The organism is Pseudomonas sp. H3_C08, assembly GCF_054669455.1.
In genome coordinates, this window is sequence record NZ_CP162803.1 from 5413906 (window position 1) to 5434140 (window position 20235).

The 20235-nt window shown below is 60.0% G+C and carries 18 protein-coding genes; 16 read left to right on the forward strand and 2 right to left on the reverse strand.

What is annotated here, in order from left to right; all coding sequences use genetic code 11:
* Positions 1-42 precede the first annotated feature (42 nt).
* The 4 genes from AB4N74_RS24700 to AB4N74_RS24715 are packed head-to-tail and all read left to right on the forward strand — an operon-like array spanning position 43 to position 3902.
* A complete protein-coding gene (locus AB4N74_RS24700; protein WP_093440267.1) occupies positions 43-1560 on the forward strand; it encodes a TolC family protein in 1518 nt (505 codons plus the stop codon).
* Complete coding sequence (cysC, locus tag AB4N74_RS24705) at positions 1544-2149, forward strand: adenylyl-sulfate kinase (RefSeq protein WP_460097485.1); 606 nt, start codon at positions 1544-1546, stop codon at positions 2147-2149. The genes AB4N74_RS24700 and cysC overlap by 17 nt, the downstream gene beginning before the upstream one ends.
* Positions 2146-2931 carry an aspartyl/asparaginyl beta-hydroxylase domain-containing protein gene (locus AB4N74_RS24710; RefSeq protein ID WP_320336551.1) on the forward strand — a complete coding sequence of 262 codons (786 nt, stop codon included), beginning with the start codon at positions 2146-2148 and terminating at the stop codon, positions 2929-2931. The genes cysC and AB4N74_RS24710 overlap by 4 nt, the downstream gene beginning before the upstream one ends.
* Positions 2919-3902, forward strand: a complete 984-nt coding sequence (locus tag AB4N74_RS24715) for a sulfotransferase family protein (protein WP_460097486.1) — start codon at positions 2919-2921, stop codon at positions 3900-3902. The genes AB4N74_RS24710 and AB4N74_RS24715 overlap by 13 nt, the downstream gene beginning before the upstream one ends.
* Before the next feature lie 37 nt (positions 3903-3939).
* Here AB4N74_RS24715 and AB4N74_RS24720 read toward each other — a convergent pair whose 3' ends face one another.
* Together AB4N74_RS24720 and AB4N74_RS24725 are read right to left on the reverse strand one after the other, a co-directional pair.
* Entirely contained in the window at positions 3940-4698 is a 759-nt protein-coding gene (locus AB4N74_RS24720; RefSeq protein ID WP_007917711.1) for a slipin family protein, read from the reverse strand.
* A gap of 2 nt (positions 4699-4700) precedes the next feature.
* Complete coding sequence (locus AB4N74_RS24725) at positions 4701-5231, reverse strand: NfeD family protein (protein WP_460097489.1); 531 nt, start codon at positions 5229-5231, stop codon at positions 4701-4703.
* Positions 5232-5405: 174 nt separating this feature from the next.
* Between AB4N74_RS24725 and AB4N74_RS24730 the strand changes: the two genes are divergently transcribed.
* From AB4N74_RS24730 to pgaB, 12 genes are all read left to right on the forward strand, one after another.
* Entirely contained in the window at positions 5406-5867 is a 462-nt protein-coding gene (locus tag AB4N74_RS24730; RefSeq protein ID WP_093440296.1) for an aminoacyl-tRNA deacylase, read from the forward strand.
* A gap of 128 nt (positions 5868-5995) precedes the next feature.
* Entirely contained in the window at positions 5996-6241 is a 246-nt protein-coding gene (locus AB4N74_RS24735; RefSeq protein WP_093440300.1) for a DUF2789 domain-containing protein, read from the forward strand.
* A 100-nt stretch (positions 6242-6341) separates the two neighbouring features.
* On the forward strand, positions 6342-7817 hold the full coding sequence (locus AB4N74_RS24740; protein WP_175559669.1) for a Fic family protein: 1476 nt from the start codon (positions 6342-6344) through the stop codon (positions 7815-7817).
* A gap of 117 nt (positions 7818-7934) precedes the next feature.
* Positions 7935-8363 carry a MarR family winged helix-turn-helix transcriptional regulator gene (locus AB4N74_RS24745; protein ID WP_093440308.1) on the forward strand — a complete coding sequence of 143 codons (429 nt, stop codon included), beginning with the start codon at positions 7935-7937 and terminating at the stop codon, positions 8361-8363.
* Entirely contained in the window at positions 8360-10423 is a 2064-nt protein-coding gene (locus AB4N74_RS24750) for an FUSC family protein (protein WP_460097492.1), read from the forward strand. Before AB4N74_RS24745 ends, AB4N74_RS24750 begins: the two co-directional genes overlap by 4 nt.
* A complete protein-coding gene (locus AB4N74_RS24755) occupies positions 10420-10629 on the forward strand; it encodes a DUF1656 domain-containing protein (RefSeq protein WP_034151805.1) in 210 nt (69 codons plus the stop codon). The genes AB4N74_RS24750 and AB4N74_RS24755 overlap by 4 nt, the downstream gene beginning before the upstream one ends.
* Complete coding sequence (locus AB4N74_RS24760) at positions 10626-11528, forward strand: efflux RND transporter periplasmic adaptor subunit (protein ID WP_460097494.1); 903 nt, start codon at positions 10626-10628, stop codon at positions 11526-11528. The genes AB4N74_RS24755 and AB4N74_RS24760 overlap by 4 nt, the downstream gene beginning before the upstream one ends.
* Complete coding sequence (locus AB4N74_RS24765; protein WP_099757675.1) at positions 11525-12967, forward strand: efflux transporter outer membrane subunit; 1443 nt, start codon at positions 11525-11527, stop codon at positions 12965-12967. The genes AB4N74_RS24760 and AB4N74_RS24765 overlap by 4 nt, the downstream gene beginning before the upstream one ends.
* Before the next feature lie 93 nt (positions 12968-13060).
* Entirely contained in the window at positions 13061-13696 is a 636-nt protein-coding gene (locus tag AB4N74_RS24770) for an NADH:ubiquinone oxidoreductase subunit N (protein ID WP_093440326.1), read from the forward strand.
* Between the two features lie 292 nt (positions 13697-13988).
* A complete protein-coding gene (locus AB4N74_RS24775; protein WP_460097497.1) occupies positions 13989-15494 on the forward strand; it encodes a YdgA family protein in 1506 nt (501 codons plus the stop codon).
* A 249-nt stretch (positions 15495-15743) separates the two neighbouring features.
* Entirely contained in the window at positions 15744-18224 is a 2481-nt protein-coding gene (pgaA, locus tag AB4N74_RS24780; RefSeq protein ID WP_099757677.1) for a poly-beta-1,6 N-acetyl-D-glucosamine export porin PgaA, read from the forward strand.
* Between the two features lie 12 nt (positions 18225-18236).
* Complete coding sequence (pgaB, locus tag AB4N74_RS24785; RefSeq protein WP_460097499.1) at positions 18237-20234, forward strand: poly-beta-1,6-N-acetyl-D-glucosamine N-deacetylase PgaB; 1998 nt, start codon at positions 18237-18239, stop codon at positions 20232-20234.
* Position 20235 lies beyond the last annotated feature (1 nt).

Sequence of the window (20235 nt, forward strand, 5' to 3'; positions counted from 1 at the left end):
ACCATAACTCAACACTGTGCGGGACCTAGGGGCGATCCAGGGATGAAGAGAAGTCAGAAGTTGTTCGGCGCCAGCCTGCTGGCGCTGGCGATCAGCGGATGTGCAGTGACCAGTGAACCGATTGAGCGCAGCGTCAGTGAACAGCGTGCCAAAAGCGATCTGCAAGGCATGTACAAGGATCAGGAACCGCTGCGCGGTCCGTTGACCCTGCACCAAGCCATGGCCCGCGCCGTGAAGTACAACCTCGAAGGCCGCTTGAAGATCATGGAGGAAGCGCTGGCCAAGCGGCAGCTCGACCTCGCCAGTTTCGACATGCTACCGCGCATGGCGCTGGATGCCGGCTACGTCGGGCGCAACAACGTCAACGCCTCCAGCAGCCAGAGCGTACGCACCGGCACCCAGTCTCTGGAACCGTCGACCTCGCAGGATCGTGACCGCGAAGTCGCCGACCTGACCATGGTCTGGAACGTCCTCGACTTCGGCGTCAGCTACATCAGCGCCAAGCAGCAGGGCGATCAGCGCCTGATCGTCCAGGAACGGCGCCGCAAGGTGATCAACACCATCGTTCAGGACGTGCGCTCGGCCTATTGGCGGGCGATGGCCGCTGAACGTCTGCTCAAGCAGATCGACAGCCTGATGGCACGAGTGCAGACCGCCCGCGACAACAGTCAGACCCTGAGCGATCAACGCATTGGTGATCCGGTGCAGTCGCTCGGTTACCAGCGCTCGCTGATCGAAGCGACCCGGCAACTGGAAGAACAACGCCGCGCCTTGTCGCTGGCGAAAACCGAACTGGCGACGCTGATCAACTTGCCGCTGGGCACCCCTTTAACTTTGGCCACCGATGACGGTTATCAGATTCCCGAACTCAAGGTCGATCTGGCCAAACTCGAACAGGAAGCCCTGACCAGCCGCCCGGAACTGCGCGAGCAGGATTACCAGACGCGCATCAGCGCCGCTGAAACCCGCAAGGCCATGCTGCGCTTGCTGCCGGGCCTGGAGTTTTCTGCTGGCGGGCATTACGACAGCAACTCCTTCCTTGTCGAGCAGGGCTGGGCCGACTATGGCGTGAAAGTCACCTGGAACCTGTTCAACGTGATCTCCGCTCCGGCGGCGATCAACGTCGCCAAGGCCGGCGAAGAAGTGGCCACTGCGCGGCGACAAGCAATGTCGATAGCGGTGCTCGCGCAACTGTATGTGGCGAATGCCAACTATCAAGAAGCCTTGCGCCAGTTCAAGACCAACCAACAGTTGTCGGACATCGACGGGCAAATCGTTGGCCAGTTACGCAACCGTCATCAGGCTGCCGGGATTGGTGAGCTGGAGTTGATTCAGGGCGAGTTGAACAACCTGCAAGCCGACTTGCGCCGTGATTTGTCGTACGCCGATTTGCGCAATGCCTACGGCCAGATCTTCGCCAGTGCCGGCCTCGATCCGCTGCCGGATCAGGTGCAGTCGACCGAAGTGCAGTCGATCGCTACCGCGCTGGCCAACCGCGAGTCGGCGTGGGCGTCGGGGGATATCTCGGTGCCGGTGGTGGCGCATGCCCCAGCGCAGTGATGTGCTGGCGCCCGTTGCCAGCGTCAGCCGCACGCAACGCGAGGTTCGTAATGGGCATCGCGGTGCAGCGATTCTGTTGACCGGTTTGCCGGCGGCGGGCAAGTCGACACTTGCCCAGGCGCTGCACGCCGAGTTGTTCGGGCGAGGTTTGCAAAGCGTGGTACTGGATGGCGACGGTTTGCGCACCGGGCTCAATCGGGATCTGCGATTCACCGACGCTGATCGCCAGGAAAATATTCGTCGCGCCAGCGAGCTCGCCGCGTTGCTGGTGGAAAACGGGCAAATCGTGATTTTGGCGATGATTGCGCCACTGGTTGAGCTACGTGAGGTGTTCGCGCAACGGTTAGGTGAGGACTATCGCGACGTTTGGTGCAGCGCCTCTCTGGCTGTTTGCGAACAGCGCGACCCGAAAGGACACTACGCACGGGCGCGACGCGGTGACCTCGCTGGATTTACCGGAGTGTCGGCACCGTATGAGCCGCCAACGCAGGCGTCGCTGGTGCTCGACACCGGTGCGCAAACGGTCGAAGCCTGCCTTGATCGATTGCTGACCTGGCTCGGCGAGTGCGCGGTGTTGCCCAGGACATGAGCCGGCCGGCGTTCTCGCGTTTGCCGGTGACGGTGGATTTGCCGCTGTTGCTGCAAGCGCTGGCGGCGATTGCCGACGACGCTTGGCGCAGTCACTTCAACGCCGAGTATTTCTCGGGTGACTGGAGTGGCGTCGCGCTGATTTCGGCAGCCGATGCGTTGACCGAACTGTCGCCCGGTCGCGGTGAGCCGTTGCTACGCGAACCGTGGTTGCGTGATGAGCGCTGGCGCCACGGCTTGCGCAATCTGTCGCTGGATATCGTCAGCGCTCGACTGCTGCGCCTGGGCCCTGGCGCGCGCATTCACGAACATCGCGATTACGATCTGAATGGCCCGGACGCCGATCGCCGTTTGCACATTCCGTTGCTCAGTCCGCCCAATGTCGACTTCTGGCTCGACGGCCAACGCGTGCCGATGGCTGCTGGGGAATGCTGGTTTCTCGATCTCGCCCGTCCGCACCGAGTGGATAACCGCGATACCTCAGCGCGTATTCATCTGGTCATCGATTGCAAACCCGATGCCTGGCTTGAACAGATGATCGTCGAAGGATTGCCCGACACACCTGCGCCGGGTTTGGCCGATACCGACTTGCAGCGCTTTCAGCGGCTGGTGACTGAGGATGGCTCGCTGTCACTGGTCTTGCGCACGCTGCATGACCCTGAGGTATTTATCGCCCGAACGCTGGAACTCGCGACGGAACGCGGCTTGGTATTTTCTCGCGAAGAACTGCGTACCGCGATGCGCAATGGTCGGCGGCAATGGAACGAACAATGGAGCTGTTGAGTTTCGACGGTTGGCTGCCCATTCGTGTCTGGCCGGTCGACGGGCAGTGGCGGGTCGATTGGTGCTGGTTCGGTGAGACACCGCTGCATCAGCCGTTTTTCCGTGAGGCGGTGGACGATGCACTGCGGCTGCCCTTCAATCAGGCGTTTCGACGGCAGACGCCGCTGTCGGCGCTGACCGAATGGCAAGCGCAAAGCCCCGGCCTCGCACCAAGCGCTTTTATTCTGCACGCCTCGCGCTGTGGCTCGACGTTGATCAGTCAGATGCTCGCGCAACTCGACGATCACATCGTTGTGTCCGAACCGCCACCGCTGGACGCACTGTTGCGCAACGAATTGCCTGCCATCGAACGCCGGGCGGTGATCACTGGATTGCTCTCGGCTTATGGTCAGCGCCGGCGCGGTATTGAACAGCGTTTAGTGATCAAACTCGACGCTTGGAACATCGGTGAATGGCCGCTGCTGCAGGACTGTTTCGCAGATACGCCGTGGCTGTTTCTCTATCGCGATCCTTTGGAAATTGCCGTTTCTCATCTGCGCCGGCCGGGGATGCACATGGTGCCGGGGATGCTCGGTGATTGCGTATTGGAGGATGGTTTGCCGTTTGAAGGACGTGAAGATTTTATCGCGCGGCGTTTGGGGCGCTTGCTTGAAGCCGGGTGGCTGCATTGCCGTGATTCCGGCGGTTTGGCGGTGAATTACAGTGAGTTGCCTGATGCGATGGCAGGGCGTTTGGCGCGGTTCTTTCGATTGAATGATGTGCAGCGTCAGCAGGTGTTTGCCGCTGCCGCGCAGCATGCGAAACAGCCTTCGCAAGTGTTTGTTGCCGATAGTGAAGACAAGCGCCGCGAGGCTTCGGCGCTGTTGCAGGAACGTGTGCGCACTTTTGCGCTAGCACCATTTGAAGCCCTGGAAGAATTGCGCGGCATTCAAAAGATCGCAGCCTTCGGCGGCTCCTACATTGAAATGTGATCCCCTGTAGATGCCGCAGGCTGCGATCTTTTGCTCTTCAGGACTTGCCGGACAAATCCGCCATGCCCTTGAGCAATTCGATCGGCAACGGAAAGACAATCGTCGAACTCTTGTCTCCGGCAATCGAACTCAAGGTCTGCATATAGCGCAACTGCATCGCCCCGGGCTGGCGTCCGAGCATTTCCGCCGCTTGCATGAGTTTTTCCGAGGCCTGCAATTCGCCTTCGGCGTGAATCACTTTCGCGCGCCGCTCGCGTTCGGCTTCTGCCTGTTTGGCGATGGCGCGGACCATCGATTCGTTGAGATCGACATGCTTGATCTCGACGTTGGCGACCTTGATCCCCCAGGCATCGGTCTGCGCATCGAGCACCTGCTGAATGTCGATGTTCAACTGCTCGCGCTCGGCCAGCAGCTCATCCAGTTCATGCTTGCCAAGCACCGCGCGCAGGGTGGTTTGCGCCAGTTGGCTGGTGGCAGAAAGATAATCCTCAACCTGAATAATCGCCTTCTGCGGATCGAGCACGCGGAAATACAGCACGGCGTTGACCTTGACCGAGACGTTGTCGCGGGTGATCACGTCCTGCGGCGGCACGTCGAGGACGACCGTGCGCAGGTCGACCCTGACCATTTGCTGGACCACCGGGATCAGCAGGATCAAACCGGGGCCTTTGACCTGCCAAAAACGGCCGAGCTGAAACACCACGCCGCGTTCGTATTCGCGCAGGATGCGAAACGTCGAGCCGGCCAGGGCAATGACCAGTAACAGCAGCGCAACAAAACCGATTTGCAGACCCATGATCACTCTCCGAGCGGTGCCGCGTCAGTCGCGGCCACTTGCAGCAACAATCCCTTGCGCGCCACCACGCGCACCGGTTGCCCGGTGTGCAGTGGTGTGGCGCTGAGCACTTGCCAGCGTTCACCTTGCAGTTGCACCCAGCCGTTGCGGGCATCGCCCGGTTGCACCGTGGTGATCTCGGTCACACTGCCGAGCAGGCCGGCGTCGCCACTGACGGCATGGCGCGGGCGGGTTTTCAGGGCGCGAATCAGCAGCGCGAGCAACAGCAGCGCGCTGATCAGACCGAGGCCGATCATCATCGGCGCCGGCAATTCGGCGTTGCTCAGAATCAGCGCGCCGATGACGAACATGATGATTCCGGCCAAGCCGATCACCCCGTAATTGGGCAGCGCCGCTTCGGCGATCAGAAACACGATGCCCAAGGTAATCAGCCACAAACCGGCCGGACTCATGGCCGGTAACGGGCTGTCGGCAGCCAGGGCTGATCCGCTGATCAGCAGGAGCAAGGCAAACGCACAACATCGGCTGTTCACGTGACCCTCCGCGAGCGTCATGTCTGGTTTTTACAGTCTAGTTGAGGGTTGTCCTGTATGAATTTTGATCAATGTGCAGACATGTCCGGTGAGCGGATTTCCCTGCGCCAGACACCCGCCGAACTAGACTCAAAGACACGGCAATCACCGTTCAGCGCAACACCGAGGTGCATCATGCGTATGGCAAGAAAGGTGCAGAGCAGCCTGAACCGGGCGCACTGCGAATACGACATCGTCGCCCATCGACACTCGTCCAGCAGCCTGGAAACCGCACGGGTCGCCGGGGTACCCGCCGAGCGCGTGGCCAAATCGATCATTCTCGACGACCACCACGGGCATTACCTGATGGCCGTATTGCCGGCCAGTCGTCACCTGGACCTGAGCAAGGTACGCACCAGCGGCGAATGGCAACTGACTCGCGAAAGCAATCTGGCGCACATCTTTGACGACTGTGAACGCGGCGCGGTGCCGCCGCTGGGTGATTCCTACGGGCTGGACATGGTTATCGACCCGTTGCTGACGCGGCAGAAGGATATTTATCTGGAGGCGGGCAACCACAACTACCTGCTGCACATGAGCATGCCCGAATTTCTGAAAATGGTGCCGCATGCCGAGGTGCGGGAGTTGAGTGATTAGGATTTGTGGCGCCGGCACTTACGCCTTCGCGAGCAGGCTCGCTCCCACAGGTTGATCGCATTCCCCTGTGGGAGCGAGCCTGCTCGCGAATAATCTTCCAAACACCCCATTCATCAAGGAATTGCTCAATGGAAAGCCCAACGCACAGCTTGCCATCCCTGTTCAAACAACTCGGCCTTCCCGACGATCCGATCAACATCGACAAATTCATCGCCACCCATTCCCCGCTCGAACCTGAGCTGCATTTGGCTGATGCGTTTTTCTGGACGAAGAGCCAAGCGGAGTTTTTACGGGACGAGATTCTGGATGACGCCGACTGGGCGGAGGTGGTGGATCAGTTGGATGTGTTGTTGAGAAAGGGCAGAAGTGTGTAAAAAAAATTGTAGGAAAAGGCTGAAATGTAAAAAAAACATGCGCGATGTAAAAAAAAATGGGCTTTAATCGTCGCAGTGAATTTTTATGTGGACGATGACGATGCCAACTGTTGGATATGCCCACCTGCGTGATGCGCTGAAGCTTAATGCATTTGCCCCCAAGCGCATTGCGATGATCAAACCGGTTACCCGGATTACCTTGATCGGTGAGTGTCTAGCGGTTCCAAACGGCGTCGCGCCGGCACAGGGTTCGACACTTGAGCACATCTTGTTTGCTCTGAAGCATGAGGGAATAAACCTGTGCATTCTTGCTCAGGCGCTTGAAACCGTTGAAGCGGACGAGTTGCTAGGTGAGTTGAGCCGATCACCTAACGGGGTATTTATCCGCAAGGCCTGTTTTCTTTGGGAAAGTTTCACGGGCAAACAGCTGGAATATTCCGTACCGGTTCGGGGCAACGTTGTCGCTTTGTTTGATCCCAAGCGTTATGTCACCGGGCCTGCAATTCGAAATAGTCGTTGGCGGGTAGATTTTAACGGGTTGGGGTCAATGCGTTACTGCGCCACAGTCGAGCGTACGACGGAGCTGCAGGCGCTGCTTGATCTGGACATCCTTGGTCGAGCCCAGGCTTTTATGGCGACGTTGCCGCCGGAAATGATGGATCGGGCAATCAATTGGGCCTATCTGCATGAGACCCGCGATTCTTTCGCCATTGAGAAAGAAGAGCCCAACGAAGAAAAGTCGCGCCGTTTTGTTCGGCTTCTGCGCCAAGCCCATGAGCGAACAGAGTTGAGCGAAGACTATTTGGTCGAGTTGCAGAACAGTACGGTTTCCAATCCTTTCGATAAAGCTGTGCTTTTCCGTCATGAACAGAACCATTTACACAACGGCTTGAGAGGCGCAGCTGGCGTCAGCTATGTCCCGCCTCCGCCGCAATTGTGCAGGGAGTTGATGGACGAGTTGATGAGTTTTGCCAATCACTCAGCCAAGCAGGTTGATCCGTTGATAGCTGCAGCGGTTGTGGCTTTCGGGTTTGTCTTTCTTCACCCGTTCATGGATGGCAATGGTCGACTTTCACGTTTCCTGATTCACCAGACGCTTTGCCACTCTGACGCTCTAAAAAATGGTTTGTTGTTACCGGTTTCCGTAGCGATGAAACACGAAGAGTCTGGCTATCTCGAAGCGTTAAAGGAGTTCTCGAAACCAGCAAGAGAGTTCTGGAATGTCACTTGGCTGGACGCTGATCAGATGGCTTTCGATTTTATTGGGCACGACTCAATCTATCGATTCTGGGACGGGACTCAATGTGCAGAATTTACCTTGCAGATGGCCTTGCGAGCATTGGAAGTGGAGCTGCGCGAGGAGACCGAGTTTCTTGAAAAATACGACTACGTCATCAAAGAGGTGAATGGGCGTTTTGACGTACGGGGGAGCGACCTCTCGAAACTGGTAATGATGTGTCTGGATAACGGTAACAAAGTTTCAAAGCATCGACGTAAGCAGTTCCAGTTCAGCGTGCCGGAGGAGGTTTTCGATTTCATTGAGCAGATAGCGGGTGATTTCGATTCGGTAGGCTAACCCTGAACAGGCAATTTGTTTCAAAACTTGACTGAAATTCCCCTCCAATGCGATATTGATAGTTAGCAAACTAACAGTGTGCATTTCCTCGTGCCGAACGAACTCGACGCTCTCCAGATGAACATCAGCAGTGCCATGGTGGTGGCCGCCAGGCATTGGCGGAAGATCTGCCAGACCACGCTGGTCAACTACGGAATCTCCGAAGCCTGCGCCGTGCCGCTGTTGATGATCGGCCGCTTGGGCGAGGGCGTGCGCCAGGTGCGGGTGGCGCAGGCCGCCGGGATGGAGAGTCCGTCGCTGGTGCGTCTGCTCGATCAGTTGTGCCATTCCGGCTACGTCTGCCGCACCGAAGATGCCCAGGATCGCCGGGCCAAATGCCTGAGCCTGACCGACACCGGTCGTGAACTGGTGCAAGCGGTGGAGATCGAACTGGTGCGCTTGCGTCACGAGGTGCTCGAAGGCATCGAGCAAAGCGATCTGGAAGCTACGCTTCGGGTACTCAGAGCTTTTGAGGCGGCCAGTCCGCCTTTGGTGGTCAATTCTTGAACGGTTTTTTCTCCGGCATTCCGCCGGCCCGTGACTGGTTCTACGGGGTCCGTACGTTTGCAGCGTCGATGATCGCGCTGTACATCGCCTTGCTCATGCAAATGCCGCGTCCGTATTGGGCGATGGCCACGGTGTATATCGTCTCCAGCCCGTTTCTCGGGCCGACCAGTTCCAAGGCCTTGTACCGTGCCATCGGGACTTTTCTCGGTGCCGCGGCGGCGGTTTTTTTCGTGCCGATGTTCGTGCAGAGTCCGTTTGTGCTGGTGGTGGTCATCGCGCTGTGGACGGGTATTTTGCTGTTCCTGTCCCTGCAACTGCGCACGGCCAACAACTATGCATTGATGCTCGCCGGTTACACCCTGCCGCTGATTGCCTTGCCGGTGGTGGATAACCCGCTGGCGGTGTGGGACGTAGCAGAGGCGCGCACCGAAGAGATTTTCCTCGGCATCGCCGTTGCCGCCGTGGTCGGCGCGATGTTCTGGCCGCGTCGTCTGGCGCCGGTGTTCAACGATGCCGTGAGCAAGTGGTTCGCCGACGCAACGACCTACAGCCTGAAATTCCTCAGCCGCGACGTGCAGCCCGAAGAAGTCACTGCGCTGCGCATGGCCATGGTTGCCAACTTCAACAGCCTCGAATTAATGATTGGCCAGTTGCCTCACGAAGGTGCGCGACCGCAAACCGTGCGCAACACCAAAGAATTGCGCGGGCGGATGATTCATCTATTACCGGTGATTGATGCGCTGGAAGATTCGCTCTACGCCCTCGAACGGCGCACGCCGGAACTGGTGGAAAAATTCGCACCGCTGCTTACCGCGACCCGTGAATGGCTCGGTCACCCGGACGCCGATCTCGACCGTTGGCAAACGCTGAAAGATCAGCTCGAAGCCCTGCAGCCGAGCGTCGAGGCGCTTGAGGATCGTAGGCAATTGCTGTTCTCAAATTCGATTTATCGTCTCGGCGAATTCATCGATCTGTGGCAAGACTGCCGCAGTCTGCAGGACGCGATTGTTTGCGAACGCCAGGACAGCTGGCGCGCGGTGTATCGCCACTGGCGACTGGGTCGACTGACACCGTTTATTGATCGTGGACTGATGCTCTACTCGGTGGCCTCGACCGTTCTGGCGATCATCACCGCCTCGGTGCTGTGGATTCTGCTCGGCTGGCCGGACGGCGGCAGCGCGGTGATTCTCGCCGCGGTGGCCTGTAGCTTTTTCGCCTCGATGGACGACCCGGCACCGCAGATTTACCGGTTCTTTTTCTGGACCGGGATGTCGGTGCTGTTCGCCAGCCTTTATCTGTTTCTGATTCTGCCCAACCTGCATGACTTCCCGATGCTGGTGCTGGCGTTTTCCATCCCGTTCATCTGCGTCGGCACGTTGACGGTACAGCCGCGGTTCTTCCTCGGCATGCTGCTGACGCTGGTTAACACCTCGTCGTTCATCAGCATTCAGGGCGCTTACGATGCGGATTTTTTCGCCTTCGTGAACTCCAACCTCGCTGGACCGATCGGCCTGCTTTTCGCTTTCATCTGGACGCTGGTCGCACGCCCATTCGGCGCCGAACTGGCAGCCAAACGCCTGACCCGTTTCAGCTGGAAAGACATCGTCCACATGACCGAGCCGGCCAACCTTGCCGAACACCGCAAATTGGGCGTGCAGTTGCTCGATCGACTGATGCAGCACCTGCCGCGTCTGGCCCTCACCGGCCAAGACACCGGCATCGCCATGCGCGAAGTCCGCGTCGGCCTGAACCTGCTCGATTTACTCGCCTATACGCCACGGGTGACGGGCGCGCCGAACGCGCTGTTGCAGCAAGTGGTCAGTGAAGTCGGCGAGTATTTCCGCGCCTGCCTCAAGGCCGGCGAACGCCTGCCGGCACCGGCGGCGTTGCTGATGACCATGGACCGCACGCGCCGCGCACTCAATGGCCACGGCGACGATGAAACCCGGCTAAACCTGTTGCACGCCTTGAGCGGTTTGCGTCTGGCGTTGTTGCCCGGCGTCGAATTCGTCGCCAGTGCCGACTCCGAAGAACCGCTGCCCGATGGAGCGCCCCTATGATCGGTGATCTGGACATCAGCGGCATTTTCCTGCCGACCCTGCTGGTGTTGATGGGCATTACTTATGTGCTGTTTTTGTTGGTGCATGGCGTACTTCAGCGCGTGCACTTTTACCGTCTGGTCTGGCACCGGGCATTGTTCAACGTGGCTCTCTACGCGGTACTGCTGTACGGCGTGGACTCACTCAGTCGATACCTGATGACATGAAAAAACCGTTTTTGACCATCGGTCGCGTGGTACTGACCCTGCTGATCGTGACTTTTGCCGTTGTCCTCGTCTGGCGCATGGTGATGTATTACATGTTCGCGCCGTGGACCCGTGACGGCCACATTCGCGCCGACATCATCCAGATCGCCCCGGACGTTTCCGGGTTGATCCAGCAGGTTGAAGTGAAAGACAACCAGTTGATCAAGCGTGGCCAGGTGCTGTTCAGCATCGACCAGGATCGCTTCAAACTGGCCCTGCGTCAGGCCAAGGCGGCCGTCGCTGATCGCGAAGAAACCCTCGCTCAAGCCCAGCGCGAGGCCAAGCGTAACCGTGGCCTCGGTAACCTGGTGCCGGCCGAGCAACTGGAAGAAAGCCAGTCGAAGGTCGCCCGCGCGCAATCGGCACTGGCCGAAGCCATGGTCACCGTGGACAGCGCTCAGCTCAACCTCGACCGCTCAGTGATCCGCAGCCCGGTGGACGGCTACGTCAACGACCGTGCGCCGCGTCCGCAGGAATTCGTTACCGCCGGGCGTCCGGTGTTGTCGGTGGTCGACAGCAATTCGTTTCACATCGACGGCTATTTCGAAGAGACCAAACTCGACGGCATTCATGTTGGCCAGTCGGTGGATATTCGTGTGATCGGCGACCGCGCCAAACTGCGCGGGCATGTTGAAAGCATCGTCGCCGGTATCGAAGACCGCGACCGTACCAGCGGCAGCAATCTGTTGCCGAACGTCAACCCGGCGTTCAGCTGGGTGCGGCTGGCGCAGCGGATTCCGGTGCGGATTGCCTTTGATGACGTGTCGGCAGATTTCCGCATGATCGCCGGACGCACTGCCACCGTTTCGATCATCGACGATCAGCCACGCGACGAGCGGAAACAGGAGCCTGCGCAATGAGCAGGGCGCTGATGATCGCCGGGTTGGGCGTGATGCTCTCGGCCTGTCAGATGGTCGGGCCGGACTATCAGGTGCCTGAGGATGCAGCGGTGCAGCGCAAGGATTTTCAGGGCGAACTGGCGGTGGCCGGCAAACCGGTAGTTTCGGCGCCGGTGCCGGCGGATTGGTGGCGTCTTTATAAGGATGCGCGACTGGATCAACTGGTGCAGCAGGCCATGGCCTCCAACACCGACCTGCGCGTTGCTGCTGCCAACTTGCAGCGGGCTCGCGCTCAGGTCGATGAGGCCGAAGCAGCGGGCGGCTGGAGCGCAGGTGTGAAGATGGGTGCGCAGCGTTTGCAAGAGTCTGGTCAGGCATTCTTGCTGCCGGAAAAAGTCCCGGTCGATAACGTCGGCGACATCGGCATCAGCGCTTCTTATCAGTTCGATCTGTGGGGCACTTTGCAACGCGGCATCGAAGGCGCAAAGGCCAATGCCGACGCGACCCAGGCAGCGGCAGACACGGCGCGGATCACCTTGGTGGCAGACGTCGTGCGTGCTTACACCCAAGTCTGCGCGGCCAACGAAGAACGGGAGATCGCCCAGCACTCTCTCGACCTGCAATCGCAAGGCACCACGCTGATTCAACGTCTGCGCGATGCCGGCCGTGGCGACGAAACTCAGGTGACTCGCTCGCAAACCCAATTCAAATCCCTGCGCGCCGAACTGCCGCGCTATGAAGCGGCCCGTCAAGCTGGGTTGTACCGTCTGTCGATGCTGCTGGCCAAACCGGTCGATCAATTGCCGGCCGGCACCGCCACCTGCGCCGAACTGCCGAAAATCGCCCAACTGGTGCCGGTCGGCGATGGCGCTGCGCTGCTCAAACGTCGCCCGGACATTCGTCAGGCCGAACGTCGTCTGGCCGCTTCGACCGCCGGCATCGGCGTCGCCACTGGCGAGTTGTATCCGGACATCAGTATCGGCGCGACCATCGGCACTGTTGGTCTCATCGATGACTTGGGTGATCCGTCGACCAACCGCTGGGGTTTCGGCCCATCGCTGAGCTGGAAAGTGCCGACCAACGGCGCTCGTGCGCGAATCCGCGAGGCAGAAGCGGCGACCCAAGGCGCACTGGCGCACTTTGACGGCGTGGTGCTCAACGCCATTCGCGAAACCCAGACCGGTCTGGCTCAGTACAGCGCCTTGCTGCAACGCCGCGATGCGCTGGCCGATGCCGAGCAGTCAGCGAAACTGGCCGCCGACCAGACCCACCGCTTCTTCCAGGCCGGCCGCGAGTCGTTCCTCGCCGACCTGCAAGCAACGCGCACCTACACCGATGTCACCGCGCAACTGGCCGCCGCCAACACCCAGGTTGCGATGAGTCAGATCGATTTGTTCCTCGCCTTGGGCGGCGGTTGGGAAAGCGGACGAACGCACGCTGCAAGCCCCAGCAAACCCTGAGGCCGTTGCTATGCTTTGAAGTGTTGGAAGGGTGACCCGAGCAAGGCGCCCTTTCAGCGCACATTGCTAGCGCTGGTCTAGGGGAAACCAATAATGAAAAACCCTTACGCTCTCGGCTTCTGGTGCGCCCTCGCAGCGCTGGTGCTGCTCTCGGCGACCTATTTCTACGGCATCATGCTGGCCCATCAGATCGACAAGGCCATGGTTTTCCTCGACAGCGCCGTCGCGCTGATTGCGGTCATGGCCATCGTCGTGGTCGCCTGGGCGTCGGTTCAGGTGCAGCGCGTGAAGAAGCGGCAGCTTGAACAGGGCAAGACCCTGGTGCTGATCTGGGACACCAAAGTCGCCCTGCGCCGGGTCGAAACCGTGTTCGACCGGTATTTCTGGGGCAGTTACTGGCAACCGGGGCGGACCTTCGCCGAAGTCATGGGCGAACTCACCGGTACGCCGCTGGAAAAAAGCCTTGAAGCGCTGAAAAAGCAGTGCCTGGAACTCGACAAGCAGATCGATGACGAGGGCTGGCATTGGTTGAACAACGCCCGCGAATTGTCCGATGTCGCCACGGCCATGGCCCGCGAGCGCTATCAGTTGGATTTCTGCGACCCGCGCGCCGAGGGGCCGGGCGGGGCGGTGATCGATCGGGACTTTGAAGTGCTGGTGTACACCTGGACCGCGCGGCTCAAAAGCTTTGATCATCAACTGGATGAGATTGAGGTTCAGTATTCCTGATTTTTGCCTGAATCATCTGGCCCCTTCGCGAGCAGGCTCGCTCCCACAGGTACAGTATTGTCCTTGTGGGAGCGAGCCTGCTCGCGAAGGCGGACTGAAAAACACCGAAACTCTTCCAACCTGTCGACTGTCCATTCCCCCCATAGACACTCTTTAACCTTTAAACATTGGGCCAGCTCACGCGCCCGGTGCTAATCTCCACCGCTGAATTCAGCGCAGTCGAGCCGCGACCCGGTCACGGGTTCAGGGAAGACGACCACACTCACAGCCACGGAAATCGATCAGGTCATTCATGAATAAATCAGCAGGCGTGCTTCTCGGAATTGTTGTTGCCATCGGCGCGATCAGCGCGGGCGGGGCCTGGTACACCGGGACCAAGATCGAAGGCGTGTTGAACAACGCCGTCAGCAATGCCAACAAAGAGCTGCAAACCGCCATGGCCGGCTCCAACGGCACCGCGTCGCTGGAACTGGTGTCGCTGGAACGCCACACTTTCACCAGTACCGCGCACTATCGCCTCAAGGGTGAAGGCGAGATGTTTGGCGACAAGCCGGTCGAACTGTTGTTTGTCGACCACATCGAACACGGTCCGCTGCCGTTCTCGCGTCTGGTTTCGCTGAAATGGCTGCCGGTCATGGCCACCAGCAACTACGAACTGGAAAAGAATCCGGCCACCGAGAAATGGTTCGCCGCCACCAAGGGCGCCGCGCCGCTCAAAGGCGTAACCAGCATCGGCTACGACGAGTCCACCACCAGCACTCTCGACCTGCTGCCGTTCGAAACTGCGCTGGATGAGCAATCGAGTCTGAAATTTTCCGGCCTGACCATGAACATCTCCGCTAACGCCAAAGCGCAGAAGGTCAAGGCAGACGGTTACATGGATAACCTGAAGCTGGTCACCGTGGCTGAAGATCAGGCGCCGGTGCAGGTCGAACTCAACGGTCTGACCCTGGCCAGCAACCTCGCCAAAAGCAGCTACGGCTACTACACCGGGGAAAACACCCTGGAGCTGACCAACAGCAAAACCACCTTCGGCACCAAGCAATCGGTGCTCGGTGTGAAGAACTTCGAAATGAAGAACCTCACCGAAGAAAACGGCAGCAATGCCTCGGGTCGTGCTGATTACAAGATTGGCGAAGTCAGCATCAACGACAAGAAAGTCGGTTCGGCGAACATGGCCATGAGCCTGAAAAACCTCGACATCCCGTCGACCCTGTCGCTGATGCAGATCTACCAGACCAAATTGCAGCCGTATGAAAAAGCCGCGGCCGAGGCTGCAGCCCAGGGCTTGCCAGCGCCGGAGCTGAACCTCACCGAAGCTGAAAACGCCCAGGTCAAAGCCGACCTGCAGAAATTGCTGGCCGCCGGCCCACAGATTGCGCTGGAAAACCTCTCGTTCAACACCGCCAACGGCGAGAGCAAGGCCAATCTGGTGATCGACCTGACCAAGCCGCAATCGATGGATTTGCCGCCGGATCAACTGGGCAAACAACTGATTGCGTTGCTTGATCTGAATATCCAGGTGTCCAAGCCGATGCTGGTCGATCTGCTTAGCGTACAGGCGCAACTGGATGGTCAGACCGATGCCAAAGCCATCGTCGATCAGTCCAAGGAAGCGGCTGACATGTTCGCCGGCATGGCGGTCGGTTCGCAGTTGGCCGTCGTCGACGGCACCAACGTCGTGACCAAGCTGCACTACGCCGCCAATCAGGTCGAATTCAACGGCCAGAAGATGACCGTTGAGCAGTTCGTCGGCTTCCTGATGAGCAAGTTCGCAGGCGTCACGCAAGTGCAGTAATTCTGCGTTCTTAATAGCAGCGCCCGGCCTCTGTATCGCACAGACGCCGGGCGTTTTGCTGTCTGGCGTTCGGGTTTCGGCTGAACCGCCAGCACGATTCTGAACAATTATTGTGTTCTGGATGTTGCTCTACGCTTGCGTGCAAAACTGCCTGACTAAGCTTGGCCGTTGCATGTGCATTGGCGGCCACCGTTACGAATGGGCAAGGAGGGCATTGCGACCCGGCTGGCCATGTAAGGATGCTGACGAATGCCGCGTATTGATGTTCCTGTATTACATCGTGGTTTACGCCCTTTGTTCCGAGTCGCGCTGTGCAGCCAGTTGCTCTGGCCGGCGCTGGCGTTTGCCGACACACCCTACGATCAGATGGTGCGCGACGCTCGCGCCGGGCAGTACACGCCGGCGCTGACGGTTTTGCGTCAGGTGCCACCCGGTCAGTCGACGACCGGGCAGATCAGCGATCACCTGCAAATCGCCAGTTGGGCCGGCCTCGATGCCGAAGTGGTGCAGGTTTATGAAACCCAGGGCCGCGACCGCGTCCTGCCGGTTCAGGCGCTGACCGCCACCGCCCGTGCCTATCGCAACCTCAAGCGCTGGGACCAGGCGACTCAGGTCTACAACAAGGCCCTGGCGCTGGAGCCGGATAACGCCGATCTGCAACTGGGCCTGGCCCTGACCCAGGCTGACGCCGGTAAACCCGACGAAGCGGTGACCCGCGCCAAAGCGCTGGTGGCGGCCAAGCCCGATGATCCGTCGCGCCGTCTCGCCTTGGGCTATGCCCTGACCCGTGACAACAAACCTTACGATGCCCTGTTCGAATACGATCAGGCCTTCAAGCGCGCCGGCAGCAAGCCGGAAGTCGCTCGCGAATACGTGGTTGCTCTGCAAAAGGCGCGTTTGCCGGAACCGGCGCTGCGTCTGGCCAATCAGCGTCCGGGGTTGATCGATCCGGTCACGTTGCGTCGCCTCGAAGGTGATCTGGCCGCCGAGCGCGTGCGTCTCGCCGAACTCGCCACCCGCAGCGAAAAAGAACGCTACGTCATCGCCGACCGTGCGCTGGTCGATTACGACAAACTGCTCGCCACCTGGACACCTGACGCCACAGCTCACGACGACGTCATTCGCTGGCGCATCGACCGCATGGGCGCACTCAAGGCCAGGGTACGCACGGCCGACGTCATCACTGAGTACCAGAAGCTGCAAGCCGAAGGTGTGAAGATTCCGACTTACGCCTTGCGCTGGGTAGCGGCGTCGTATCTGGATCAACGTGAACCGGAAATCGCCGCGGACTTGTATCGCCAGGTGCTGTCGGCGCCGGACGCTGATGTCGGTGATCGCCTCGAAGACACCACCGCGCTGTATTACGCATTGCTGGAAAGCGACCGTGCCGATGAAGCGCGCAAAGTCGCCGAGGACGCTGCCAAGTCCCAGCGTCCGCGTGTCGAACTCAAAGGTTTGCCCATCGGCAATCCCAACCATGAATGGATGGACGCCCAGCAGTTGGCCGCGCAGGCCGGGACCTATGGTTCCGACTTGCCCCACAGCGAAGAACGCTTGCAGACGCTGGTCGATCAGGCCCCCGGCAATGTCGGCCTGCGTCTGGCCCAGGCTGACCTGTATCTGGCGCGGCAATGGCCGCGCCGTGCGGAAATCCAGCTCAAGGAAACCGAGAGCATGGTGCCGCGCGGCATGGGCCTGGAAGTCGCGCAGGCGCGCACGGCGATGACGCTGCAGGAATGGCGGCAGATGGATGCGCTGACCGATGACGTGGTCGCGCGTTTCCCTGATAACCGTCAGGTCCAGCGTGCAGCGCGCGAGCGCGAAGTGCATGACATGTCCGAACTGCGCGTTGAAGCCTACGGCGGCAAGGCCAATGGCGGCGGCAGTGGCGATGCCGGAGCCGTCAGCGGCAGCCGCGATTTTGGTATCCAGACCACCCTGTACAGCCCGCCCATTGATGAAGACTGGCGCGTGTTCGCCGGGGCCGGGTATGCCACCGGCGACTTCGCCGAAGGCACCGGGCACCACCGCTTTCAGCGTGTCGGCCTGGAGCGCCGCACTCGTGACATGACCCTTGAAGCCGAGGTGTCCAATCACGATTACGGTTTCGGCGACAAACAGGGCGCACGGCTGGCGATTGCCCGCGACATCAATGACCACTGGCAGTACGGCGGCAGCCTCGAATACCTGTCGGCCGAGACGCCATTGCGCGCGCTCAACAGTGACATCAAGGCCAATGGCGGCAGCGGTTTCATTCGCTGGCGTGCCAACGAAAGCCGCGAGTGGCGCCTGTCGGTAAGCCCGTCGCACTTCAGCGACGGCAACAACCGCGTTGAAGCCTTGCTCACTGGCCGCGAGGGCGTCTACAGCGCGCCGAACGTGCAGGTCGACGCCGGTCTGGAAGTCGGTACCAGCCACAACTCCAAGTCCGATGACGTGCCGTACTTCAACCCCAAATCCGACTTCAGCGTGATGCCGCTGGTCAACGTCAATCACGTGCTCTACCACCGCTACGAAACCTCCTGGAGCCAACAATTCCAGGCCGGTGCAGGCACGTACAGCCAGCGTGAGCACGGCACAGGCGGCATGGCCCTGCTCGGTTACGGCCAGCGTTATGCCTGGAACGACGTGTTCGAGGTGGGCGGTTTGTTCAGTGTGATCAACCGGCCTTACGACGGTGATCGTGAGACCGATCTGCGTCTGCTCGTCGACCTCACTTTCCGCTTCTAGAAGAGTTTGAAGATGCCTTTGATTTCGCGTTTCATCCTTCTGCTGGGAGCGCTGCTGGTCAGCGCCTGCGCCCAGCAAGCTCCGGCCTTTGCGCCGCCGTCCGAGCGTCCGCTGGCGGCCAGCGAAAAACCGTGGCCGAAAAATCACGTGCTCGGCATCGCCTATCACGATGTTGAAGACCGCGATCCCGATCAGGCCGTGGTGGCGGTGCGCACCGAGCGCATGATCGAGCAGCTCGCGTGGCTGCGCGAGAACGGCTACAAACCGGTGACGGTCGACCAGATCATGGCCGCGCGCAAGGGCGGCCCGGAGCTGCCGGCGAAAGCGATCCTGCTCAGTTTCGACGACGGTTATGCGAGTTTCTACACCCGCGTGCTGCCGGTGCTGCGTGCCTACAACTGGCACGCCTTGCTGGCCCCGGTCGGCGTCTGGATCGACACGCCGCTCAATCAACCGGTGGATTTTGCCGGTGCGCCGCGTGCGCGTTCCGACTTCCTGACCTGGGAACAGGTGCGCGAAATCTCGCAATCCGGCCTGGTGGAAATTGCCGCGCACACCGACGCGAACCACAAAGGGATCCTGGCCAACCCGCAGGGCAACCTGCAGCCTGCTGCTGCGACCCGGCGTTATGATCCGCTGACCAAACGTTATGAGTCCGAGGCCGATTTCCAGGCGCGGATTCGCACCGACGTGAACAACATCTCGGAAAAAATCCGCAAGGTCACCGGCAAGAAACCACGCGTCTGGGTCTGGCCGTATGGTGCGGCGGATGGCACATCGCTGACCGTGGTCGGCGAGGAGGGCTACGAAATGGCCCTGACGCTGGACGACGGTCTCGACGCCCTCGACAACCTGATGAGCAGTCCGCGCTTCCTGGTTTCCTCCGATCCCGACGGCGAGGTTTTCTCCAATAGCATCGTCGACGTGCAGTCGGATTTCGTCATGCGTGTGGTGCACGTTGATCTGGACAACGTCTACGACCCGGATCCGGCACAACAGGACATCAACCTCGGCAAACTGGTGCAGCGCATGGCCGACATGGGCGCCAACACGGTGTTCCTGCAAGCCTTTGCCGATCCGCAGGGCGATGGTCTGGTGCACTCGCTGTACTTTCCCAACCGTCACTTGCCGGTACGTGCCGACATTTTCGACCGCGTGGCCTGGCAACTGCGTACTCGCGCCAACGTGAAGGTGTTTGCGTGGATGCCGGTGCTGAGTTTCGGCCTTGATGCGAAGCTGCCGCGTGTCACGCGCTGGGATCCGAAAACCGGCACCACCGCAATCGATCCGGATCAGTACCAACGCCTGTCACCGTTCGATCCGGAGGTGCGGCGGATCATCGGCGAAATCTACGAGGACGTGGCGCGGCTGACCTCGGTCGACGGCATCCTCTATCACGACGATGCGATTCTGTCGGACTTCGAGGACGCCGGCCCCGAAGCGTTGAAAGCCTACGTCGCCCACGGTTTGCCAGGTTCAATTGCCGCCCTGCGCGATGATCCGGCGGCCCTGCAGCGATGGACGCGGTTCAAGAGCCGCTACCTGATCGACTTCACCAACGAGCTGACCGCTAAAGTCCGCGCCATTCGGGGCCCGCAGGTGCTGACCGCACGCAATATTTTCGCCGAGCCGATGCTCAATCCCGGCAGCGAAGCCTGGTACGCACAGAACCTCGACGATTTCCTGCAGACCTATGACTGGACCGCGCCGATGGCCATGCCGCTCATGGAAAAACAGACCCAGGCCGAGTCCGGCCCGTGGCTGGAAACCCTGGTGAAAACCGTCAGCAAGCGCCCCGGAGCCCTGAACCGCACGGTGTTCGAATTGCAGGCCCGCGACTGGACGAAAAAGGATCAGGCCGACATCGACGGCGCACATCTGGCGGACTGGATGGGCCGTCTCAAGCGTCAGGGCGCGACCAGTTTCGGTTACTACCCGGACAACTTCCTCGACAACCTGCCGGACCTGAAAACCGTAAGGCCTGCACTCTCCAACAAATGGAATCCATAAC